This is a genomic window from uncultured Allofournierella sp., from assembly GCA_944382705.1.
Lineage (GTDB): Bacteria > Bacillota > Clostridia > Oscillospirales > Ruminococcaceae > Allofournierella.
On record CALWNE010000009.1, the window covers coordinates 36,906 to 58,363 of the forward strand.

Consider the following 21,458-nt stretch of genomic DNA (forward strand, 5'->3'; position numbering starts at 1 on the left):
AACCCACTTAAAACAGCCCCCAGCAGGTGAAATCCCTGCCGGGGGCTGTTGCATTGTGGCGATTTTCCGCCGCTATATTTTGTGTTTTTAGCCTTTTTTAAAAAAATTTTGCCCAATCTTTACGATTTTGCCTTAGATTTTAGTTTTCCACAGATTGGTTTTTTCTTCCAATGTTGAAAACCTGTCGAAAACCGTGGAATACTTTTCGTATATTTGTTGAAAACCCTTCTGCCTGGGCGTTTTCTTTTTATTCCCCCTGCATCCGGGTTGCGTTCCAGTATGCGGCCATGTTTTGGCCCGGCGTTCCCGTAACCTCCTGGGTCAGGTACTGGGCAAGCAAGCCCTGGGGCTGCCAGCTGCGGGCCTGCTCCTGTGTATCAAACTCCACCTCGGCGTAAAAAAAGGCACCTGGCTGGCCTGCATCCACCTCATTCACCTCCAGAATCAGGCCGCCTTCCAGGGCATATTGCCGCTGCTCCTTTTGGATCAGGGGCTGACCAATCAACTGCTCCAGCTGAGCAAAAAGTTCCGGCTCAATGAGGGTTTCGATTTCCTGGCGGGCCAGTCCGTCCGGGCTTGGCTTGCCTTTAAAGCACAGTACATACTGGGTGTGGCCGTCCTGCTCCTCGCTGCGGATGCGCACGGTGGGCCGGGTGGCCACATAGCCCTGAGCCATGCGGATGGTGCGCTGGGGGTTCAGCTGGGCAGGCCAGCCTTCCACCAGCCATTTGCGTTCGATTTCCATGGATTTGCTCCTATCTCACCGGTGGTGACCGGCGGCTTTTTTGTCTATTATAACACACCCCGCCGGGGCGGTGTTGCCGCCAGCCGCAGGTTTTGGCCCCAGCCACTGGCGCAACGGGGGGCAGCTGTGCTATAATAAGCTGTTTTTATCGAGATGTTACAGCGCACTGCTGCGCTGCCTGTTTACTTGAAACCCATCAGGAAAGGAACTGCCATGAAACAACTGCGCCCCTACCCCGCCTATACCATTACCAAAAAAGCCGAACAGAGCATCCTGAACGGCCACCCCTGGGTATATGCCGACGAACTGACCCAGCTGCCGGACACCGAGCCTGCCAACGGCAGCTTGGTGGATGTGCTCAGCAGCAAAGGCCGCTGGCTGGGCACCGGCTTTTTGAGCCACCAGAGCAAAATCCGCATCCGGCTGATTAGCCGCAACGCCAACGACCGGTTTGACCAGGCCTTTTGGCGCCGCCGGCTGGAGTATGCCTGGGAGTACCGCAAAACCGTCATGGGCCCCCAGGACCTGGAATGCTGCCGGGTGATTTTTGGCGAGGCCGACCAGTTCCCCGGCCTGACGGTGGACCGCTTTGGGGACATTCTGGTGACCCAGACCCTCTCCTACGGCATGGAACAGCTCAAGGAGCTGCTGTTCCCGCTGCTGGTGGATGTGCTGCGTAAGGACGGCCAGCGCATCCGGGGTGTATTTGAGCGCAACGATGTGGCCCTGCGCCAGCGGGAAGGTTTGACCGAATACAAGGGCTGGTTTGCACTGCCCGGCGAAAGCTGCCCCGAAAGCACCTTTACCACCATTGTGGAAAATGGAGTGGAGTACGGTGTGGATTTTGAAAACGGCCAGAAAACCGGCTTTTTCCTGGATCAAAAATACAACCGCCTTGCAGTGGCCAAGCTGGCCCGAGGCAAGCGTGTGCTGGATTGCTTTACCCACACCGGCAGCTTTGCTCTGAATGCCGCCATGGGCGGAGCCGCCCATGTAACCGCCGTGGATGTAAGCCAGCTGGCAGTGGATACCGCCCGCAGCAACGCCCAGCGCAACGGCCTGGAAGACCGGATGGACTTTGTATGTGCCGATGTGTTCGACCTGCTGCCCAGCCTGGAACAGGGCCATGACTACGACTTTATTATTCTGGACCCGCCAGCCTTTACCAAAGCCCGCAAAACCGCCGCAAACGCCATGAGGGGCTACAAGGAGATCAACTACCGGGCCATGAAGCTGCTGCCCCGGGGGGGCTATCTGGCCACCGCCAGCTGCAGCCATTTTGCCAGCGAGGAGATGTTTATCCGGATGCTGAAAAGCGCCGCCGCAGACGCCCACCGGCAGCTGCGCCAGATTGAGGTGCGCCAGCAGGCCCCGGACCATCCCATCCTGTGGAATGTGGAGGAAACCAACTACCTGAAATTCTTCCTGTTCCAGGTTATCTGATTCTTTTTTGCCCTGTATACGGTTGTGCCAATTTAGCACACTATACAACAAATTTTTGCAACGGCCCTGCCCGCCTTTGTGAACTGAACAAAGTAGCCAAAGCTGCTTGCTTTTTAATTGACTTCGGCCCCGGACTGCCCTTATAATTTGTATGTTAAATGAACGCTCTGCATGGCAGCCGGTTTGGCCAGCCATGCTATATTGGGGGCCTGCCAGGCCCTGCCGTTACCTAGGAGGATATGTTATGGCACCAGCTAACACCAAAGAAATTTACGGCTCACTCGTGTTTAACGAGCATGTAATGAAGGAACGCCTGCCCAGCGTAACCTACAAAAGCCTGAAGGCAACGGTGCAGCGGGGCCAACCCCTGGATTTGGATTTGGCCAATGTGGTTGCCAGTGTTATGCGGGATTGGGCCATGGAAAAAGGCGCTACCCACTACACCCACTGGTTCCAGCCCCTGTCTGGCATGACCAGCGAAAAGCACGACAGCTTTTTGAGCCCCAACCGGGATGGCACCGCCATTATGGAGTTTTCCGGCAAGGAGCTGGTAAAGGGCGAATCCGACGCTTCCAGCTTTCCCAACGGCGGCCTGCGGGCCACTGCCGAGGCCCGTGGCTACACTGCCTGGGACCCCACCAGCTATGCCTTTATTAAGGACAACACCCTGTGCATTCCCACCGCATTTTGCAGCTGGACCGGCGAAGCACTGGACAAAAAGACCCCCCTGCTGCGCAGCATGAAAGCTGTTACCCAGCAGGCCAAGCGGGTGCTTGCCCTGTTTGGCAAAGAGGTCAGCCATGTGGATGTAACCGTTGGCCCTGAGCAGGAATACTTCCTCATCAAGCAGGAGCACTACGCTGCCCGCCAGGACCTGATTCTCACCGGCCGCACCCTGTTTGGTGCCACCCCCGCCAAGGGCCAGGAGATGGAGGAGCACTACTTTGGTGCCCTGCGGCCTGAGGTTTCGGCCTTTATGAAGGAGCTGGATGAGGAGCTGTGGAAACTGGGCGTACCTGCCAAGACCAAGCACAACGAGGTAGCTCCCTGCCAGCACGAGCTGGCTCCCATCTATGACCGCTGCAATGTGGCTGTGGACCACAACCTGCTCACCATGGAAATGATGAAGAAGCTGGCCCAAAAGCACGGTCTGGCCTGCCTGCTGCACGAGAAGCCCTTTGAAGGGGTAAACGGCAGCGGCAAGCACAACAACTGGTCTTTGTCCGCCCCTGGCATGAACCTGCTGGACCCCGGCGATACCCCGAAGGACAACCTCCAGTTCCTCATCTTTTTGGCCGCCATCATCAAGGCTGTGGACGAATACCACGACCTGCTGCGCATGAGCATTGCGGGTGCTGGCAACGAACATCGTCTGGGCGGCAACGAAGCACCCCCCGCCATCGTGTCCATCTTTATGGGTGAGGTGCTGGAAGGCATTCTGGATGCCATCGCTTCGGACAGCGAGTATGTAGCTCCCGCTGCTGCCAAGATTGACCTGGGTGTAGAGGTACTGCCCCAGTTCGCCAAGGATGACACCGACCGCAACCGCACCAGCCCCTTTGCCTTCACCGGCAACAAGTTTGAGTTCCGTATGCCCGGTTCCTCGGTGAACATCTCGGATGCAAACACCATTCTGAACACCGCCGTTGCCAAGGAGCTGAAGGGCTATGCCGATGAGCTGGAACAGGCTGAGGACTTTGACAAGGCTGTGGTTTCCCTCATCAAGCGCACCATTCGGGACCACAAGCGTGTAATTTTCAATGGCAACGGTTACAGCCGTGAGTGGGAGGAAGAAGCAGCCCGCCGGGGTCTGTATAACGAGCCCAGCGCCATTGAGGCCCTGGGTGCCATCGTGGCTCCCAAGAACATCCAGCTGTTTGAGCAGATGGGCGTTCTCAGCGAAGCCGAGTGCCGCAGCCGTTACGAGGTAAAGCTGGAGCATTACGCCAAGCTGCGCCACATCGAAGCCGTTACCATGCTGGAAATGGCCCGCCGCCAGCTGATTCCTGCCGCCAGCAGCTACATGGACACCATTGCCACCGGCATTGTGCACAAGCAGAAGGCCTGCCCTGGCATCAGCTGCAAGGCAGAGGAAAAGGTGCTGCGCCAGCTGACCAACTACACCGATGCCATGAGCGATGCAGCCGACCGCCTGGAAGCCTGTGTGGAAAAGGCCGAAGCCTGCAAGACTTCGCTGGAAGCTGGCCGGGCTTACCGCAACCAGGTACTGCCTGCCATGGCAGACCTGCGGGCCGCCGCCGATGCCGCCGAGTCCATCTGCGGCCGGGAGCATTGGCCCCTGCCCAGTTACAGCACCATGCTGTTCTATGTTTGATTCAAGCTATATTCCCTGTTTTGGCAGGAGCCTTGCAAAAGGCTCCTGCTTTTTTATCTGCGGCTCAGCCTGCCTGGCCCAGTTCCTCCAGGGCCTCCCGTGCGGTATCTGCCGAAAACAAAAATACTCCGCTGCGGCTGTATACCTCCACATGACTGCCCACGCTGCGAATTTCAAATTCCATAGCTGTTCTGCCTCTCCTTCCCTGTGCACCCACCCTGCTTTCCGTGGGCTGGCCTGGCCCTGTATGCCGTTGGCTGGTTTGTGTTATGTATCCAGCATACCACAAACAATGTCCTATAATACGGACTTTTAAAACGCAAAAAAAGCACCCGGCTGCTGCAAGCCGGGTGCTTTTTGATTGATGGGGCTTTAGCGAGCCTTACAGGCCAGCCTTTTTCTGCCAGACTCCCCCAATCCGGGCCACATACACGATGTGGTAATCCTTATTTGGGTACCATTTTTCGTCGCAGTCGGTGCCGGGCATAAAACCGGCGGGGTCGATGGTCTGGGTATACAACACCTGGCAATCCAGCACCAATTCTGCCTGCTCAAAGGCCGGGGCCTGGCCAAACATCTTGGGTGTAAAGCCCACGGTTTTGATTTTATCTTCCTCCCGGCCGCTCACCTTGCCCAGATGGGCCAGGGCCTGGCGGTACTCGGGGCCGTAAAAGCTCAGGGTAAAACGGCCGGTGCGGTCCACAAATTCCTTGGTATACCGCTGGGGGCGCACCACAATCTGCACCACATCCTGCCCCCACATCACGCCCAAGGCGCCCCAGCTCACGGTCATGGTGTTTAAATCCTGCTGGGTGCCTGCGGTTACCAGGGCCCAATGACTGCCAAGCAGTGCAAAGGGATTGCCCTGAATCTGGCTGGGTTGAATCATTTCGTACTGGTTCATGGTAGTACCTCCTTAGTTGATTCCTGAGTGGGCGCCTGCCTCCAGAGGGCTCAGTTCCGGTGTGCAGGCACGGTATCGGTCGTAGCAATACTGAATGATGGCATTCCGCTTTACCAGGCCGATAAAGCTCTTTTTGTCATCCACCACCGGCACAAAGTTCTGGGTCATGGCGGCAGCCACCAGCTGCTCCATCTTGGTGGTAACGGACACCGGCTTGTAATCCCGCTTGCGGGGAATGCTGCGGATGCTCACTTCCTCTGCATCCTCCAGCCGGATGCCCTGGTTTTTGATGCCCCAAAGCAGATCACCCTCGGTCATGGAGCCCACATACTCTCCGGCACGGTTCAGCACCGGGATGGTGGAATAGCGATGGTATTCCATCTTTTCCAAAGCCTGACGCAGGGTAAAATCATCGTACAAAAAGGCTACATCCTGTTTTGGCGTTAAAAAAAACAGCAGATTCACAGCGATAACCTCACTTTTTTGTTCTATATTGAACCGGTCATTTAACCGGACTGGCTCAAAGCCGTTGGGTTTCCCGGTGCAGGCTGCTCTGCTGCCGGGGTACCCTCTGTATTGTAGCACATCCCACGGCAAAGGATATGAAAAACTTATGAAATAAAGTCGAGTATCCTTTGCTTTCTTTCCCACAGGCAGCGCCGCATTACGCCAAGGGGATGAAGTGTGCCGGAAATTTTTGTGGAACGAACCGCAAAGCACGGTCAATCTTTGGTGCACCAGCGGATATTTTGGAAAACCATTGCGGAAAATTTTGTCCCCCTGTACCGCCGGAGCCTTTGGGCCTGTATTGCGGGGTGTGCTGCCCCAACAGCAAACCCCTTTGCTGCGGCACAGCCTTGCTGTTTTTTGGGTTTTGGCTAGTCAAAACAGCCGTTTTATGCTATGCTGTACTGTATTATATCCCACTTGCAAAGGATGTGTGTATATGCCCCGCCGTTGGAACCAGACCGCTCTGTGTGCGGTGCTCTGCGCCCTGCTTTTGGCAGGCTGTTCCGGCTCCCCTTCCAGTGACAGCAGCACGGCCCCGGTGGTCAGTGCCGCCCCCAGCCCCTCTGCCGCTCCCCAGCGTCACAACACCCTGGTGCTGGGTCACACTCCTGGCAGCGGCTATAACCCTTATCTTACCGACTCCACCCTGGTGGCCCAGAATGCCAGCCTTTTGTTTGAAAAACTGGTGGAGATTGATCCCAATATGCAGCTGGATTACCGCATTGCCAGCTCGGTGCAGTGCACCGGCAACACGGTGACCATTTCTGTGCGCAGCGGCTGCCAGTTTGCCGATGGAACCCCCATTACCGCCCAGGATGTGGCTGCAAGCCTGCAAGCAGCCCGTACCAGCACACGATATGCAGCCCGGTTTGCCGCTGTGCAGGCGGTGGAGGCAAAAGGGGATGCCGTGCTGGTGCAGCTTTCCAGCCCGGACTCCCTGTTTGCCTACCTTTGTGATATTCCGGTGCTGAAAGCTGCGGAAACCGGCCTTTCCCAGCCCACTGCAAGCGGCCGCTATACTTATGGGGCGGATTCCTCCACCCTGGTAAAAAACAGCTATGCCACCCTGGATACCGCCGGCCCCGATACCATCCAGCTGGTGGAGGTAAGCGGCTACGACGAAATGGTGTCCGGCCTGTCCATGGGCCGCATTAACCTGTACACCGCCAGCGAAACCGCCCAGTCCAGCTCCAGCGTATCCAGCCGTACCAGCTACTACAAAACCAACAACCTGGTGTTTTTAGGGGTTAACGGCACACCGGGCGACCAAAAATCCCTGCTGCTCACCACCTCTGAGGGCCGGGCATTCCTGAGCAAAATCATCAGCCGCCGGCAGCTGGCCGAGGAGAGTTTTTACGGCCGGGCATACCCTGCCACCGGCATCATCAACGATTATTACGACTGTGTACGCAGCCAGCATATTATTCTGGCTCAGGAGGAACTTACTGCCCAGCAGGCAGATGAAATCCTCACCGGGTGGGGCTACCAAAAGGACCCCCAAACCGGCTATTACCAAACCAGCGACGGCAAACGGCTGGAGCTGCGGCTGCTGGTGTACTCCGGCAGCACCTACAAGCGGTATGCCGCCAGCCTGCTGAAGGAACAGCTGGCCGCCTGCGGCATTTACACCGTGCTGGAGGAACAGTCGGATTTTACCGCTTATTGTGAAAAAATCGCGGCTGGTGATTTTGACCTGTACATTGGCGAGGTCAAGTTGTATAATAATATGGATATGAGCCCCTTTTTCCATCAGGGGCAGGCCAGCTGGGGCATTGTGCAAAGCGATGCACTGGCTGCTGCATACGCCGCTTTCAAGGCGGATGCTTCGGCTGCGGGCGCCTTTGAACAGGCCTTTGCCGCCGAAATGCCTCTGGTGCCCCTGCTGTGGCGCAGTGGTACCGTGGTGCACGACCGGTGGGTTTCCGGCGTGGACTGCTCACTGAGCGATGTGTTTTATTCCCTGGAGAACATCCGGTTCGACCAGGGCACTTGATTTTTTGTTTGGGCCTGCGGCCCGGCAACTCTGGAAAGGAGCGGTACTCTATGATCGCACTGAAAACCCCTCTGGGCAGTATCAGCATGACTTCGGATTATTTTGCCGAACTGGTAAGCTATGCGGCACGCAGCTGCTATGGCGTGGCCGGTATGGCCACCGGCGGCCACGCCGACGACCTGAAAAGCCTGGTATTTGGCCATGATTTCCCTGAAAAAGGCGTGCGGGTAACCCAGCACGATAACCAGCTCACCATTGAGCTGCACATCAAGGTGGCCTATGGTCTGAACATTGCCAGCATGGTGCAGAGCATTGCCCACAAGGTAAAGCACGAGGTGGAAAATGCCACTGGTCTGTCTGTGGCACGCATTGAGGTTTCGGTGGATGACATTGTGGCGGACTAACCATCCCCTGCCCGCCGGAACGGCAGCAGCCGTTCCCCAAACTGAACTTTTTACATGAGGTGTACAACAATTATGATTACAGGCAAAATCCTGCGTGATGCCATTATTTCCGGCGCCAACAACATTTCCAACCAGCGCAGCCGGGTGGACGAACTGAATGTGTTCCCTGTTCCGGACGGCGATACCGGCACCAACATGAGCATGACTGTGAGTGCAGCTGCACGGGAGCTGGCCTCCCTGGCCGATGACTGCACCGTGGCCGATGCTGCCAAAACTGCCGCTTCTGCCATGCTGCGGGGCGCCCGGGGCAACTCCGGCGTTATTACCAGCCTGCTGTTCCGTGGTCTTTCCAAGGCTCTGGAAAGCAAGCAGACCGCCAATGCTGCCGACCTGGTGCTGGCACTGGAAAAGGGCGTGGAGGGCGCATACAAGGCTGTAATGAAGCCCACCGAGGGCACCATGCTCACCGTGGCCCGTGTGGCCAGCGAGGAAGCTTCTGCCAGCGGCATTGCCGATGTGAACGAGCTGTGGACTCTGGTGCTGGCCGCTGCCCAGCGTGCGCTGGATAACACCCCCAACCAGCTGCCCGTGCTGAAAAAGGCCGGTGTAGTGGATGCTGGCGGTCAGGGTCTTTTGGTAATTTTTGAGGGCATGGATGTGGTGTTCAAAGGCGGCGAGGTGATTGCCTGCGAAGAAAACACCCAGAACAAGGCAAAGCTCTCCAGCGACGCTGCCGGCAAGGGCGTGTTCAGCGACGACCTGATGAAGGTAGAGGACATCAAGAACGGCTACTGCACCCAGTTCCTGGTGAACAAAAACCCCGGTGTCTCCAGCGATAAGCTGCGGGCCTTCTGCGAGAGCAACGGCGACAGCGTTGTAGTCATTGAGGACGACGATGTCATCAACTGCCATGTGCACACCGCCGACCCCGGCAAAATCCTGAGCCATGCCATCCAGTACGGCTACCTTACCGACTTTAAGATTGAGAATATGCACGAGCAGTTCCTGGCCCGCCAGAAGCAGGGCAAGGGCCTGGAAAAGCAGAAGGAGGCCGAGCAGGCCGAACCCTCCAATCCCTTTGTGTACGCAGCGGTGGACCCGGAACAGGAATATGGTTTTGTGGCCATTGCCGCTGGTGCGGGTCTGGCTGCGGTGTTCCAGGACCTGGGCGTTAACGCCGTGGTATCCGGCGGTCAGACCATGAACCCCTCCACCGAGGACATTGTGGCTGCTGTGCACAGCGTACCGGCCAAAACCGTGTTTGTGCTGCCCAACAACAAAAACATCATCATGGCTGCGGAACAGGCCCAGAATCTGGCCGACCGCCGCATTGTGGTGCTGCCCACCCGCACCGTGCCCCAGGGCATTACCGCCATGCTGAGCTTTGACCCGGACGCTGGCATTGACGCCAACGCCATTGCCATGATGCAGGCTGCCGAGCAGGTGAGCACCGGTCTTGTGACCTTCGCCGCCCGCAACAGCGATTTTGACGGCCACAAAATCAAAAAGGGCGAAATCATGGGCATGGAAAACGGCAAAATCGTGCAGCTGGGTACCGACATTGACAAGGTCACCTGCCGTCTGGCACGGAGCATGGTTAAGAAGGATACCAGCTTTGTGACCCTGATTTCCGGCTGCGATGTAAGCGAGGAAGACGCACAGCGCACTCTGGAGCTGGTGCAGTCCAAGCTGGGCGACCATGTGGAGGTTACCCTCATCAACGGCGGTCAGCCGGTGTATTACTACATGATCAGCGTGGAGTAATTCGTTTTGTATCTGCCAGCCCCCGGCCTCGGCTTTGCCCGAAGCCGGGGGCTGTTTTATCCCCGAAAGGAGTGAGCGTTCATGCGTGGCGATACCCCGGTACAGTATGTAAAAGGTGTTGGCCCCAAAACCGCCCAGCGGTTTGAGCGGCTTGGTGTTTTTACCCTGGAGGAACTGCTTTGCCATTATCCCCGCCGGTATGTGGATTACACCCAGCCCAGTCCGGTAGCCCAGGCCCCCTACGACACCGACACGGTGGTTAAGGCCACTGTTATGACCAAAAAGGGCGCCGTGCGCCTGCCAGGCGGCAGGGTGATGGTGCAGGTAATGGCAGCAGACGACACCGCCGCCCTCTCCCTCACCTGGTTCAACACCCAGTTTGCGGCAGATAAACTGCTGGTGGGCCAGGAATACTACTTTGAAGGCCGGGTGAAAGGCACCCTCACCCGCCGGGAGATGGTAAACCCCACCGTCCGCACCCAGGCAGAGGTGGACCGCACCCCCCTGGTAGCCATCTACCCCCAAACCGAGGGGCTGGGCAGCGGCCAGATTGCCCGCTGTGTACAGAGTGCGCTGGCCGTGGCCGACCCTCTGCCGGAACCCCTGCCGGAGGATTTTTTGCCCCGGTTCCGTATGCCGGATAAATGGACCGCCGTGCGCAACATTCACAAGCCTGCCTCTCCCCAAGCCCTGGCCGCCGCCCGCCGCCGGCTGGTGTTTGAGGAGCTGTTTACCCTGCAGATTGGCCTGAGCCTGCTCAAAAGCCGTGGCATGACCCGTTCCGGTGCACCCATGCGGCCCACCGGGCTTACCTCCTTTTGGGAAAGTCTGCCCTTCAGCCCCACCGGTGCCCAGCGCAAGGCCGCCGAGGAAATCTGCGCCGACATGACCGGCAAGCAGCCCATGAACCGGCTGCTCCAGGGGGATGTTGGCAGCGGCAAAACCCTGGTGGCTGCCGCCGGGGTATACATGGCCGCCCAGAACGGCTACCAAAGCGCCCTGATGGCCCCCACCGAGATTCTGGCCAGCCAGCACGCCGCCACCCTGCAAGGCTTTTTGGCCCCCTTTGGCATTCAGGTGGCCCTGCTCACCGGCGGCATGAAAGCGGCCCAGCGGCGCACTACCCTGCAAGCCATTGCCACCGGCCAGGCCCATCTGGTGGTGGGCACTCATGCCGTTATTGGCAGCGGGGTGGAGTTTGCCCGGCTGGGCTTTGCCGTGGTGGACGAGCAGCACCGCTTTGGCGTGCGCCAGCGAGGGCTTTTGGCGGATAAATCCCATGCACCCCATGTGCTGGTTATGAGTGCTACCCCCATCCCCCGCACGCTGGGGCTTTTGATGTACGGCGATTTGGATATTTCCATCCTGAACGAGCTGCCCCCTGGCCGCAAACCCGTAAAAACCTACGCTGTCACCGGCAAAAAGCGGCAGGATATGTACCACTTTCTTGACCAGCAGATGGACCTGGGCCACCAGGCTTACATTGTGTGCCCTCTGGTGGAGGAGAGCGAAAGCGAGATGCCCGGCGCCGACCAGCTTCATGCTGTTACCACCTATTTTACCGATGTAGCCCAGGCTCTTTTGCCCCACCGGCGCATTGGCTTGATGCACGGAAAACTCAAACCCAAGGAAAAAGCCCAGGTCATGGAAGATTTTAAGGCCGGCCGGCTGGATGCACTGGTTTCCACCACCGTTATTGAGGTGGGTGTGGATGTGCCCAATGCCACCGTCATCGTCATTGAAAATGCCGAGCGGTACGGTCTTTCTGCCCTGCACCAGCTGCGGGGCCGGGTGGGCCGGGGCGGCGGCGAAGCCTACTGTATTCTGGTAAGCGACCACGGCAGCGAATCGGTGCGGGACCGGCTGCGTTTTTTGTGCCATACCCAGGATGGCTTTGAGGTTGCCCGGTATGACCTGGAGCACCGGGGCCCCGGTGATTTTTTTGGAGACCGGCAGCATGGCTTGCCCACCTTGCAGCTGGCCGATTTAATGAACGACACCCGCACCCTGGAAGCGGCCCAGCAATGTGCCCATGAAATTTTGCAGCAGGACCCCAAACTGGCCGCTCCGGAACACGCTGTGCTGGCCGCTCAGGTACAGCACCTGTTTGAGCGCACTACATTCAACTAACGGCGGCTCCGGTTTTCAACACAAAAGCCCTCATCCTGTGGAAAACTCCACCGGATGAGGGCTTTTATCCTGTTGCTTTGCAGGGACTTCTGGTTTGAATCTGGACCCGGCAGCCCATGCTGTAAAGGCACAGCCTTACTGCTCCAGCGCAATCAGATCGCAGAACACCGCCTGGGTCTTGTTGCCCAGGCTCCGGTCCTTGTGATACCGGCCAAACAGCCACTTTTTGTACTGGGCCTTATCCATAATCTGGTTAAAAAAGGTATGCAGCCAGTTGGGCTGGCCCTGCATCCACTGGGCAAACTCCAGAATGCGCAGGGGTGCATCGTGGGTGAGGATGTAGTCCACCTGCCAGCCGCAGGCATCCAGATTTTTTACACAGCCTTCCAGCTCCTGGCTGGTGGGCAGCTCCTGCCGCCACCAGTTCACGCCCTCGTCCCGGTCTTCCTTATCCCAGCTTTCTGCGCCGCCAAAGCACAGCAGCCGCTTGCCTTCAATGTTCAGCACGCTGCCCCGCTGAATGTAGTACAAATTCCCCCCCAGATGCCGGGCCATGCCTCCCGCATACTCCACCAAGGGGTACTGGCTCAGCAGGTCGAAATTTTCGTGGCATCCATCCACAAACAGCAGCTGATAGCGGCGTTTTTGCAGCCAGCGCAGTTTTTTTTGCTCCTGCTTGCTGCCGGTCCACAAAAATCCAAAATCCCCCAACACCACCAGGGTGTCTTTTTTGGTGAGCTTGCGCAAGGGTTTCTCTTTAAATCGCTCCAACTCTCCGTGGATGTCTCCTGTGACATAAATCAAGCTGGACCTGCCACCTTTCCTGTTAAAAATACTTTATTAACCCCCGAAACAATGCTATAATATGGGATAAGTGCTCCCCCCTGCTTTTGTTGGGGTGCGCTTTCTCGTATTCTGCAAAACGGGCCGGTCTGCCTCTGCTTTGGGGGCCAAGGCTCGTATCTTTTATTTTAATGCTTTCAAAAGGAAAAGTCCACATGAAAAAAATCACTGCTTCGTTTGTTTGCTTTCTGGTGATGGTCAGTGTGTTGGTCACACCCGCCCACGCAGCGGGTTTTGAGGCACCCTTTCAGCTGCAAGCCAAGGGGGCTTATGTGGTAAACACCGATACCAACATCATTGTATACGACTACAACAGCGAGGATGTATTGCCCGCTGCCAGCCTTACCAAGCTCATGGCCAACATTCTGCTGGTGGAGCAATGCGGCGATCAGCTGGATACCGTAAAAGGCGAGCTTACCTCCTCCATCCGGGATACCCTCTATGGCCAGGGCATGGCCACGGCGGACATCCGCATGGGGGAACCCCACACCCTGCGCAGCCTGATGTACGCAAGCCTTTTGCCCAGTGCGGCGGATGCCACCATGATTATTGCCAACACGGTAAGCGGCGGCAGCATCAGCAACTTTGTGTACCAGATGAACAGCAAGGCCAAGGAGCTGGGCTGCACCTCCACCCATTTTGTGGACCCGGTGGGCATGAGTCTGGAGAATGTGACCACCGCACGGGATATGTACCTGATTTTGCGCTACGCCATGAGCTTTGATGTGCTGAAAGAAGCCATGTCCACCCTGAAATTTGACATGGGCCAGGACGGCGGCAGCACCCGCTACGCTGCCGGAACCTACAACCTGTTCAGCACCAACCGCATGGCAGATCAGCAGCTGGGCGCAGAGTATTACCGGGACTATTGCAAGGGCGGTAAAACCGGAACCCTGGAGGACTGGCAGAACTTTGCCAGCTGGCATGTAAGCCCCGAAACAGGCGAGACCTACATCAGCGTGGTGCTCAACAGCCCCATCAGCCTGGATTCCTACGGCTACCCCACCAAACGCCCCGCCCTGATTGAAACCGCCCAGGTGATGGACTGGGTGTACGAGAGCTTTGCCATTCAGCCTGCCATGCAGGTGGGCGAACCCCTGGCAGAGGTAAAGGTGAAGTACTCCACCGATGCAGATACGGTCATGCTGTATCCCGCCGATGACATGATGACCATTCTGCCCCTGGGTGCAGATGAGACCGTTACCCAAAAAACCTTCCAGCTGCCGGAATCCGTTTCTGCCCCCATCCACAAGGGCGATGTGTTGGGCACGGTAACAGTCTCTCTCTCCGGTCAGGTAATCGGCGTGGTGGAACTCACCGCCGACCGGGACCTTTCCCGCAATGAGCTGCTGTTCACTATCTCCAAAATTGGCGAGTTTTTTGGCAGCCTTTACTTCAAGGTGCTTTTGTGCGTAAGTGCGGCAACGGTGGTGCTGTATGTGGTGCTGTTTTTTGGCGCTCAGTCTAAACAAGGCAAATCCAAGCGGACCCGGCGCCGTTCCCTGTAAACGCTGCCCCAAACGCCCGCAGGCTTACAGCCTGCCCCTTCCCCCCTGTCCCAGGGGCCAATCCTAAAAGAGAGTGGGTATTATTATGCTGGATGTAAAACGCAACCTTGCCACCATTCTGGATTTCTACGAGCTGACCATGGCCGCAGGCTATCTGGAAGAAGGCTACCAAGATAAAATCAGCGTGTTCGATATGTTCTTCCGCCGAATTCCCGATGAAGGCGGCTTTGCCATTATGGCCGGGCTGGATACCTTCATTGAAGCGGTGGAAAACCTGAAATTCACCCCGGACGACATTGAATACCTGCGCAATACAGGGGTATTCAACGAGCGTTTTTTGGAGTATCTGGCCAACTTCACCCTGCACTGCAACATCTGGGCCATTCCGGAAGGCACACCCATCTTTCCCCGGGAACCCATTGTGACGATAGAAGGCCCCTCCATTGAATGCCAGCTGCTGGAAACCCTGCTGCTGGTCACCATCAACCACCAGTGCCTGGTGGCCACCAAGGCAAACCGCATTGTACGCAGTGCCCAGGGCCGCCCTGTGATGGAATTTGGTGCCCGCCGTGCACAAGGGTATGACGCTGCTGTATACGGTGCACGGGCCGCTTACATTGCAGGCTGCGCCTGCACCAGCTGTGTGATGGCTGCACGGGACTTTGGCATTCCTGCCTCCGGTACCATGGCCCACAGCTGGGTACAGATGTTCCCCAGCGAATACGAAGCCTTTAAAACCTACGCAAAGCTTTACCCGGATTCCTGTGTGCTGCTGGTGGATACCTACAATGTGATGAAAAGCGGCGTACCCAATGCCATCCGTGTGTTTGACGAGGTACTCAAACCCCTGGGCAAGCGGCCCAAGGGCATTCGCATTGATTCCGGCGATATTGCTTACCTTTCCAAAAAGGCCCGCAAAATGCTGGACGAGGCCGGTTACCCCGACTGCACCATCTGCGCCTCCAACAGCCTGGATGAGTACATTGTGCGGGATCTGATTTTGCAGGACGCCAAGGTGGACAGCTTTGGCATTGGCGAAAACCTGATTACTGCCAAAAGCGACCCGGTGTTCGGCGGTGTATACAAGCTGGCCGCTGTAAAGGACGGCCAGGAGTATCAGCCCAAAATCAAGGTGAGTGAAAGCATTGAAAAACTCACCATTCCCCTGTTAAAAAAGGTGTGGCGCATCTACGATAACTACACCCAAAAAGCCATGGCGGACTATCTCACCGTCTTTGACGAGGAGGTAGAAGTGGGCGAAGGGCTCACCCTGTTTGACCCCTTCCAGACCTGGAAGCAGCGTACCTACACCAACTGCACCGCCGTTTGCCTTACCACCCCCATTTACCAGGAGGGCAAGCTGGTGTACCAGCGGCCCACCACCCATGAAATTCGCCAGCGCTGCGCCCACCAGATTGAGCATCTGTGGGAGGAAATGCGCCGGTTTGAGTTCCCCCACCGTTACTATGTGGACCTTTCCCAAAAGCTGTGGGACTGCCAGCACCAGATGCTCACCCAGCTTCATGTAACCAGCCCCGCCCAGTCCTCTGGGCCCCAGCAGCCCACTCCCTGAGCCTTTTACAAGCTTTTGCTGCCAGCGGCCCACGGGCCTTGTCCAAGCTGAAAGCAATTTTTGTGAGTCCCTCATTCCCCCAAACAACACCCCCTTCTGTGGGTCTTACAAAATAGCTTTGGGGCCATCGATGCCCGCCTGATACACAACAAATAACCCTCCTTCCTTGCCAGCAAGGGAGGAGGGTTTTGCTTTGCCCCTCATCGCACTTTTGCCCAGCTGCCGCTGTTCCTGCAATAAAGCTGCCCAAACAGGGGCATACTAAGTTGCAAAGGAGTTTTAGGGTATGTGGAAATCGTGTGTTTTATTTTGCATTGGCGCCTTTGGATACGGGCAGATTGAACTGCTGTACCGGGGGCGTACTCATTGGTCCATGCTGCTGGCAGGCGGGCTTTGCCTGGTGCTATTGGGCCTGCTGGATGAAGCCCTGCCCCGCCGCCTGCCCCTGCTGGGCCGCTGTGGGGTGGGTGCTTTGGTGATTACATCCATTGAACTGGCATTCGGGCTGCTATGCAATGTTGTGTTGGGGCTGGATGTGTGGGATTACTCCCAGGAATGGGGCAATCTTTGGGGACAAATTTGCCCCCGGTACACCCTCTACTGGCTGCTGCTCTGCCTGCCCGGCTTTATGCTGGTACGCAGTTTGGAGCGGCTGCGGCTTTGGTGCCAGAGAGCCTCTGGCCCGCCCTTACAGCTGCCGGATGCCACCCAGTAACCGGCCCTTGGGCTTTACAGGGCAGGATCAGAGGGAACCTGGCAGCTCCACTACTGGGGAAGCCACCCAGCAGTTTTTTGCAGGGCGGGATATTTGCCAAAGGGCAGAACCGGGGCAACAGCCCTCATGCTGCACAAAACACACCCGCAAAGGCCCGGAATCTGCCGCATATGGGGCGCACCGGCTGGGGCTGTTCTCTTTCCCCTGCGCAATAAAACAAGGGCTTACAGAGGGCGAATTTGCCCATTCTGCAAGCCCTTGTTTTGTTTGTAATCGTTGGCTGGTTTCTGCACTCTTGCCCCCTTGGCCGCAACGGGGCATTTGCTTGAAGCACCCTTTGACTATGGTTGTGTTTTTGCATCACCGCAGCTTTTACTCCACACCCCAAAAAACAGCGATTTTGCACACCAGGGCAAGGCCAGCCCCCAATCTTTGCACCGGCACAAACAAAATAAAACCGGGCAGAAGGCATAGTGCCTTCCACCCGGTTCATGCAGATGCTCAAACGATTCTAAGAAGAACTTACTTCAGCTCAACCTTAGCGCCAGCCTCTTCCAGCTTCTTCTTGATTTCCTCAGCGTCAGCCTTGGAAGCGCCCTCTTTCAGGGTCTTGGGAGCGCCGTCAACTGCTTCCTTAGCTTCCTTCAGGCCCAGACCGGTAGCTTCCTTAACAGCCTTGATAACAGCCATCTTGTTAGCGCCAACTTCAGCCAGCACAACGTCGAACTCGGTCTTCTCCTCAGCAGCGGGAGCAGCAGCAGCGGCAGCAGCGGGAGCAGCAGCAACAGCGGAAACGCCGAACTCTTCGCAGTAGGTGTCGATCAGTTCCTTCAGCTCCAGAACGCTCAGCTCTTTAACAGCGTCAATGATTTTGGTGATTTTCTCAGAAGCCATTGTGATATACCTCCAATGTACTTAATTTAAATTTAAAAATGGATTCAGCGGCAGCAGCTAGGCACACCGCTCGGATAAAGGAGCACTGCGATTAAGCAGCGGGCTCCTCTTCGCACTTGTCGGCGTAAGCCTGCATAGCAACAGCCAGACCGCTGAGGGTGCTGGTGAGTGCGCCGGCGAACATGGACAGCATGCCTTCGCGGTTGGGCAGCTTAGCGATAGCCTCAACCTCTTCCTTGGGCATTACTTTGCCTTCCATGTAGCCAATCTTCACGCTGTAAGCGCCCTTAGAAGAATCGGCGTACTTGCACAGGATGCGGGCAGCAGCCATGGGATCCTCGTTGGCGATGGCAATAGCGGTGGTGCCTTCCAGCACTTCGCATACACCCTCCAGCTCGGTATCCTTCAGGGCCAGGCGCAGCATGGTGTTCTTTACAACAGCATACTCAACGCCTACCTCACGCATCTCCTTACGCAGCTTGGTATCGTTGGCTACGTTGATGCCTTTGTAGTCAACAACTACACCAGCAACAGAAGCGGCAATCTTTTCTTTCAGAGCAGCAACATAAGCTTGCTTCTCGCTCAGAATTTTTGCACTGGGCATTTCGATTCACCTCGTTTCAAACCTTCGTAATTTCTACTTGCAGTAAAAAGCCCCTTTCCCGGCGCATACCGAAAAAGGGGCATAAAAATACACAGTTGTAGATTCATGCAGCTTCTCGGCAGGCGGGCGGCTTGGCCTCTTATGCTAAATCAATGAGCACCTGCTGTCTTAAAAACAGCAAGAGTATTGTATCATGTATTAAGGGGTTAAGTCAAGGATTTTTTGCAACTTTTTTTGGTTTTTCAAATTATTTTTATTGCATTCCCTGTTTATTTGCCTCGGTGTGCTGTAATGATGGGATAGCTGTGGGCGTTCACGGCAATCATGCACTCTTTTGTTTGGGCATACCAGTTTTTAGCCCGCCTTGCAAGAATCGTTTGGGGGCAGCGTCATTTGTTTTTGCATCATTCTGCCACATGGTCGCCGTCCAGGGATTAATTTGTTTTTGCCCTTTCTGCGCCCAGCTTTGTGGTGTGCAGTTGGTCCAGATGCTTCCGCAACGCATGGTCAAACTCTGCCATCCTGCGTTCTCTCTTTCATACTCTATCCCATAGCTGCACAATTGGAACCAGCCTTTGCAAAAAATCAGCTCCGGCTATTCCGCTACCTAATATACTAAAACCCGGCCCTGCCAAAGCAGAGCCGGGTTATTAGACAAATTCAGCAAAAACGCTGTATGGCTTTCAAGAATTAGCCGCCGAACTTAGCGCCGTTCATCTTGATGCCGGGGCCCATGGTGGTAGCCACGGTAGCGCTCTTGATGTACTGGCCCTTCGCAGCGGCAGGCTTTGCCTTTACGATGGCTTCCATCAGAGTGCGAACGTTCTCCTCCAGCTTCTCAGCGCCGAAGCTGGCCTTGCCTACGGGCACATGGATGATGTTCTGCTTGTCCAGACGGTACTCGATCTTACCAGCCTTGGCCTCAGCAACAGCACGGCCAACATCGGGGGTAACGGTACCAGCCTTGGGGCTGGGCATCAGGCCACGGGGACCCAGGATCTTAGCAACGCGGCCAACCTGACCCATCATGTCGGGGGTGGTTACCAGCACGTCGAAATCGATGAAGCCTTCGTTCTGGATCTTAGCGATGATATCAGCATCGCCAACCAGCATTGCGCCAGCTTCTTCAGCAGCCTTGGCAGCGTCGCCTTTGCAGATAGCAACAACGCGCACATCACGGCCAGTACCGTGAGGCAGCACAACAGCGCCGCGAACCTGCTGGTCAGCGTGACGGCTGTCAACGCCCAGACGAACATGCAGCTCAACGGTCTCGTCGAATTTTGCCTTAGCGGTCTGGCAGCACAGAGCCAGAGCCTCGTCGGCCTCATACAGCTTAGAGCGGTCGATCAGCTTTGCGCTGTCGACATAGTGTTTACCATGTTTCATTACTTTTTCCTCCTGTGTGGTCGATCGGATTTAAGTTCCTCCCACGAATCCAGCGGGGTGATTACTCGGTTACGGTAACACCCATGCTGCGGCAGGTGCCGGCGATCATGCTGACAGCGCTCTCCAGGTTGGCAGCGTTCAGGTCGGGCATCTTGGTCTTAGCGATTTCTTCCAGCTGAGCCTTGGTGATGGAAGCCACCTTGGTCTTGTTGGGAACGCCGGAACCACTCTCGATGCCGCAAGCCTTCTTAATCAGCACAGGGGCCGGAGGAGTTTTGGTGATGAAGCTGAAGGAACGGTCAGCGTAAACGGTGATCACAACGGGGATCACATAGCCGATGTCCTTCTGGGTACGCTCGTTGAATTCCTTGGTGAACGCCATGATGTTCACGCCGTGCTGACCCAGAGCAGGGCCAACCGGGGGAGCCGGAGTCGCTTTGCCGGCGGGGATCTGCAGCTTAATGTAGCCAGTTACTTTTTGCGCCATTTGAAATGCACCTCCAAAATTTGTGGTAAGCTAGCGGGCCGGGCTGTCCGGCCCTCCCACGGGCATTGGCGGCCGCCAACGCCCTATAAAAACCGCACCATAGCGGCTCTTACCATAAGGGGACGATAAATTGCGGAACCTTACAGGGGTTTTACCTGGTTGAGTTCCAGTTCAGCGGGCGTTTCACGCCCAAACATAGAAACCTTTACGCTGACCTTGCGTTTCTCCATGTCGATGGCTTCCACCATACCCACGAAGCCCTCCAGAGGACCTGCGTTGATTTCCACATTGTCGCCTACCTGGTAGTCCACAGTAGGCTCAGAGTTGGTCTCCACGCCAAGCGCGTCAACCTCGGCCTGAGAAAGGGGCACAGGCTTGGAAGAGGGACCCACAAATCCGGTAACACCACGGCAGTTACGCACAATGTACCAGCTTTCGTCGGTCATAAGCATCTTTACCAGCACATAGCCGGGAAACAGCTTACGCTCTACCATTTTTTCCTTGCCGTCCTTGATTTCTGCCACCATCTCGATGGGGACCTTCACCTCATGGATCAGATCCTGCAAGCGGCGGTTCTCCACGATGGTTTCAAGGTTTTGGGCCACTTTGTTTTCATAACCAGAGTAGGTATGCACAACATACCACATTGCCTGTTCAGCCATTACGGTTTTGCCTCCGCCTTTTCAGAATTGATGCTCAGGGCCATTACAAGCCAGCAGCAGCGTCCAACACCAGGCGCAGGATACCGCCAAACAGCATATCCAGCAGCAGGATGAACAGGGACGCCGCAATCACAACCACCAGCACCACAATGGTGTTGTTGATGATCTGGCTCTTGGTGGGCCATACCACCTTTTTCATTTCGCCCTTGGTTTCACGGAAAAACTTTCCGATTCCCTTGAGCGAATTTTTGACCTTAGCAAAAAAACCGGGCTTCTTGGCATTGTTGTCAGCCATGGTTGTTCCCGCCTTTCTTACTTGGTCTCGCGATGGGCAGTATGCTTCTTGCAGAAACGGCAATACTTCTTCATCTCCAGCCGGTCGGGGCTGTTCTTCTTGTTTTTCATGGTGTTGTAGTTGCGCTGTTTGCACTCAGTGCAGGCCAGGGTGATTTTCACTCTCATTGTCTTCGGCACCTCCATTTAACGGTTTGTTTAGCCTCCCTCGTATCACAGGCTTGGCCCGAAAAAAGGCACAAAAAATAAACCTGCAGAATGAGG

Annotated in this window: 22 protein-coding genes and 1 other annotated feature; of the genes, 9 read left to right on the forward strand and 13 right to left on the reverse strand. The window is 56.2% G+C overall.

Going from position 1 to position 21,458, the window contains the following annotated elements:
- Positions 1–247: 247 nt before the first annotated feature.
- The gene (locus ACH2EM_RS01085; RefSeq protein WP_395150185.1) at positions 248–745 is read right to left on the reverse strand and encodes a CYTH domain-containing protein; all 498 of its coding nucleotides are present in this window, start codon (positions 743–745) and stop codon (positions 248–250) included.
- 213 nt (positions 746–958) lie between these two features.
- Here ACH2EM_RS01085 and ACH2EM_RS01090 point away from each other — a divergent pair, with 213 nt between their 5' ends.
- Entirely contained in the window at positions 959–2,188 is a 1,230-nt protein-coding gene (locus ACH2EM_RS01090) for a class I SAM-dependent rRNA methyltransferase (RefSeq protein ID WP_395150186.1), read from the forward strand.
- A 244-nt stretch (positions 2,189–2,432) separates the two neighbouring features.
- Entirely contained in the window at positions 2,433–4,523 is a 2,091-nt protein-coding gene (locus ACH2EM_RS01095; RefSeq protein ID WP_395150188.1) for a glutamine synthetase III, read from the forward strand.
- Between the two features lie 382 nt (positions 4,524–4,905).
- Here the strand turns inward: ACH2EM_RS01095 and ACH2EM_RS01100 are convergent, their stop codons facing one another.
- Both ACH2EM_RS01100 and ACH2EM_RS01105 read right to left on the reverse strand, forming a co-directional pair.
- Positions 4,906–5,427 (reverse strand): flavin reductase, encoded by a 522-nt coding sequence (locus ACH2EM_RS01100; protein ID WP_395150189.1) that lies wholly within the window; start codon positions 5,425–5,427, stop codon positions 4,906–4,908.
- A 12-nt stretch (positions 5,428–5,439) separates the two neighbouring features.
- Positions 5,440–5,892 carry a CBS domain-containing protein gene (locus ACH2EM_RS01105; RefSeq protein ID WP_395150190.1) on the reverse strand — a complete coding sequence of 151 codons (453 nt, stop codon included), beginning with the start codon at positions 5,890–5,892 and terminating at the stop codon, positions 5,440–5,442.
- Between the two features lie 481 nt (positions 5,893–6,373).
- On the opposite strand from ACH2EM_RS01105, the gene ACH2EM_RS01110 reads away from it, so the two are divergent.
- From ACH2EM_RS01110 to recG, 4 genes are all read left to right on the forward strand, one after another.
- Positions 6,374–7,930: an ABC transporter substrate-binding protein gene (locus ACH2EM_RS01110; RefSeq protein ID WP_395150191.1), complete on the forward strand. Its 1,557-nt coding sequence runs from the start codon at positions 6,374–6,376 to the stop codon at positions 7,928–7,930.
- Between the two features lie 50 nt (positions 7,931–7,980).
- Positions 7,981–8,334: an Asp23/Gls24 family envelope stress response protein gene (locus tag ACH2EM_RS01115; protein ID WP_395150193.1), complete on the forward strand. Its 354-nt coding sequence runs from the start codon at positions 7,981–7,983 to the stop codon at positions 8,332–8,334.
- A gap of 72 nt (positions 8,335–8,406) precedes the next feature.
- Positions 8,407–10,098, forward strand: a complete 1,692-nt coding sequence (locus ACH2EM_RS01120; protein ID WP_395150194.1) for a DAK2 domain-containing protein — start codon at positions 8,407–8,409, stop codon at positions 10,096–10,098.
- Positions 10,099–10,179: 81 nt separating this feature from the next.
- Positions 10,180–12,228, forward strand: coding sequence for an ATP-dependent DNA helicase RecG (recG, locus tag ACH2EM_RS01125; protein ID WP_395150195.1), 2,049 nt, complete (start codon positions 10,180–10,182; stop codon positions 12,226–12,228).
- A 135-nt stretch (positions 12,229–12,363) separates the two neighbouring features.
- On the opposite strand, the gene ACH2EM_RS01130 is transcribed toward recG, so the two are convergent.
- Positions 12,364–13,032 (reverse strand): metallophosphoesterase, encoded by a 669-nt coding sequence (locus ACH2EM_RS01130; RefSeq protein ID WP_395150196.1) that lies wholly within the window; start codon positions 13,030–13,032, stop codon positions 12,364–12,366.
- Between the two features lie 194 nt (positions 13,033–13,226).
- Between ACH2EM_RS01130 and ACH2EM_RS01135 the strand changes: the two genes are divergently transcribed.
- The 3 genes from ACH2EM_RS01135 to ACH2EM_RS01145 all read left to right on the forward strand — a co-directional run bounded on the left by ACH2EM_RS01135 (position 13,227) and on the right by ACH2EM_RS01145 (position 16,867).
- Positions 13,227–14,579: a D-alanyl-D-alanine carboxypeptidase family protein gene (locus ACH2EM_RS01135; RefSeq protein WP_395150197.1), complete on the forward strand. Its 1,353-nt coding sequence runs from the start codon at positions 13,227–13,229 to the stop codon at positions 14,577–14,579.
- A gap of 85 nt (positions 14,580–14,664) precedes the next feature.
- The gene (locus tag ACH2EM_RS01140) at positions 14,665–16,152 is read left to right on the forward strand and encodes a nicotinate phosphoribosyltransferase (protein ID WP_395150198.1); all 1,488 of its coding nucleotides are present in this window, start codon (positions 14,665–14,667) and stop codon (positions 16,150–16,152) included.
- Positions 16,153–16,438: 286 nt separating this feature from the next.
- Entirely contained in the window at positions 16,439–16,867 is a 429-nt protein-coding gene (locus tag ACH2EM_RS01145) for a hypothetical protein (protein ID WP_395150199.1), read from the forward strand.
- Between the two features lie 522 nt (positions 16,868–17,389).
- Here the strand turns inward: ACH2EM_RS01145 and rplL are convergent.
- From rplL to rpmG, 9 genes are all read right to left on the reverse strand, one after another.
- Positions 17,390–17,761, reverse strand: coding sequence for a 50S ribosomal protein L7/L12 (gene rplL / locus ACH2EM_RS01150; protein WP_395150200.1), 372 nt, complete (start codon positions 17,759–17,761; stop codon positions 17,390–17,392).
- Positions 17,762–17,852: 91 nt separating this feature from the next.
- Positions 17,853–18,365 (reverse strand): 50S ribosomal protein L10, encoded by a 513-nt coding sequence (gene rplJ / locus ACH2EM_RS01155; RefSeq protein WP_395150201.1) that lies wholly within the window; start codon positions 18,363–18,365, stop codon positions 17,853–17,855.
- Between the two features lie 34 nt (positions 18,366–18,399).
- Positions 18,400–18,556: a sequence feature (ribosomal protein L10 leader region), on the reverse strand.
- A gap of 78 nt (positions 18,557–18,634) precedes the next feature.
- Positions 18,635–18,739 (reverse strand): DUF3781 domain-containing protein, encoded by a 105-nt coding sequence (locus ACH2EM_RS01160; protein WP_395150226.1) that lies wholly within the window; start codon positions 18,737–18,739, stop codon positions 18,635–18,637.
- Positions 18,688–18,876 carry a hypothetical protein gene (locus ACH2EM_RS01165; protein ID WP_395150202.1) on the reverse strand — a complete coding sequence of 63 codons (189 nt, stop codon included), beginning with the start codon at positions 18,874–18,876 and terminating at the stop codon, positions 18,688–18,690. The genes ACH2EM_RS01160 and ACH2EM_RS01165 overlap by 52 nt, the downstream gene beginning before the upstream one ends.
- A gap of 179 nt (positions 18,877–19,055) precedes the next feature.
- Positions 19,056–19,751, reverse strand: a complete 696-nt coding sequence (rplA, locus tag ACH2EM_RS01170) for a 50S ribosomal protein L1 (protein ID WP_395150203.1) — start codon at positions 19,749–19,751, stop codon at positions 19,056–19,058.
- Positions 19,752–19,812: 61 nt separating this feature from the next.
- The gene (rplK, locus tag ACH2EM_RS01175) at positions 19,813–20,238 is read right to left on the reverse strand and encodes a 50S ribosomal protein L11 (RefSeq protein ID WP_395150205.1); all 426 of its coding nucleotides are present in this window, start codon (positions 20,236–20,238) and stop codon (positions 19,813–19,815) included.
- 140 nt (positions 20,239–20,378) lie between these two features.
- Positions 20,379–20,900 (reverse strand): transcription termination/antitermination protein NusG, encoded by a 522-nt coding sequence (gene nusG, locus ACH2EM_RS01180; RefSeq protein WP_395150207.1) that lies wholly within the window; start codon positions 20,898–20,900, stop codon positions 20,379–20,381.
- Between the two features lie 43 nt (positions 20,901–20,943).
- Positions 20,944–21,195, reverse strand: a complete 252-nt coding sequence (gene secE / locus ACH2EM_RS01185; protein ID WP_395150208.1) for a preprotein translocase subunit SecE — start codon at positions 21,193–21,195, stop codon at positions 20,944–20,946.
- A gap of 17 nt (positions 21,196–21,212) precedes the next feature.
- Complete coding sequence (rpmG, locus tag ACH2EM_RS01190) at positions 21,213–21,362, reverse strand: 50S ribosomal protein L33 (protein ID WP_395150209.1); 150 nt, start codon at positions 21,360–21,362, stop codon at positions 21,213–21,215.
- Between the last annotated feature and the right edge of the window lie 96 nt (positions 21,363–21,458).

Excerpts from the sequence above, each read along its gene's own strand:
- ACH2EM_RS01085 (WP_395150185.1), bottom strand. The coding sequence starts at position 745 with ATGGAAATCGAACGCAAATGGCTGGTGGAAGGCTGGCCTGCCCAGCTG.
- ACH2EM_RS01090 (WP_395150186.1), top strand. The coding sequence starts at position 959 with ATGAAACAACTGCGCCCCTACCCCGCCTATACCATTACCAAAAAAGCC.
- ACH2EM_RS01095 (WP_395150188.1), top strand. The coding sequence starts at position 2,433 with ATGGCACCAGCTAACACCAAAGAAATTTACGGCTCACTCGTGTTTAAC.
- ACH2EM_RS01100 (WP_395150189.1), bottom strand. The coding sequence starts at position 5,427 with ATGAACCAGTACGAAATGATTCAACCCAGCCAGATTCAGGGCAATCCC.
- ACH2EM_RS01110 (WP_395150191.1), top strand. The coding sequence starts at position 6,374 with ATGCCCCGCCGTTGGAACCAGACCGCTCTGTGTGCGGTGCTCTGCGCC.
- ACH2EM_RS01115 (WP_395150193.1), top strand. The coding sequence starts at position 7,981 with ATGATCGCACTGAAAACCCCTCTGGGCAGTATCAGCATGACTTCGGAT.
- ACH2EM_RS01120 (WP_395150194.1), top strand. The coding sequence starts at position 8,407 with ATGATTACAGGCAAAATCCTGCGTGATGCCATTATTTCCGGCGCCAAC.
- recG (WP_395150195.1), top strand. The coding sequence starts at position 10,180 with ATGCGTGGCGATACCCCGGTACAGTATGTAAAAGGTGTTGGCCCCAAA.
- ACH2EM_RS01135 (WP_395150197.1), top strand. The coding sequence starts at position 13,227 with ATGAAAAAAATCACTGCTTCGTTTGTTTGCTTTCTGGTGATGGTCAGT.
- ACH2EM_RS01140 (WP_395150198.1), top strand. The coding sequence starts at position 14,665 with ATGCTGGATGTAAAACGCAACCTTGCCACCATTCTGGATTTCTACGAG.
- ACH2EM_RS01145 (WP_395150199.1), top strand. The coding sequence starts at position 16,439 with ATGTGGAAATCGTGTGTTTTATTTTGCATTGGCGCCTTTGGATACGGG.
- rplL (WP_395150200.1), bottom strand. The coding sequence starts at position 17,761 with ATGGCTTCTGAGAAAATCACCAAAATCATTGACGCTGTTAAAGAGCTG.
- rplJ (WP_395150201.1), bottom strand. The coding sequence starts at position 18,365 with ATGCCCAGTGCAAAAATTCTGAGCGAGAAGCAAGCTTATGTTGCTGCT.
- rplA (WP_395150203.1), bottom strand. The coding sequence starts at position 19,751 with ATGAAACATGGTAAACACTATGTCGACAGCGCAAAGCTGATCGACCGC.
- rplK (WP_395150205.1), bottom strand. The coding sequence starts at position 20,238 with ATGGCGCAAAAAGTAACTGGCTACATTAAGCTGCAGATCCCCGCCGGC.
- nusG (WP_395150207.1), bottom strand. The coding sequence starts at position 20,900 with ATGGCTGAACAGGCAATGTGGTATGTTGTGCATACCTACTCTGGTTAT.
- secE (WP_395150208.1), bottom strand. The coding sequence starts at position 21,195 with ATGGCTGACAACAATGCCAAGAAGCCCGGTTTTTTTGCTAAGGTCAAA.
- rpmG (WP_395150209.1), bottom strand. The coding sequence starts at position 21,362 with ATGAGAGTGAAAATCACCCTGGCCTGCACTGAGTGCAAACAGCGCAAC.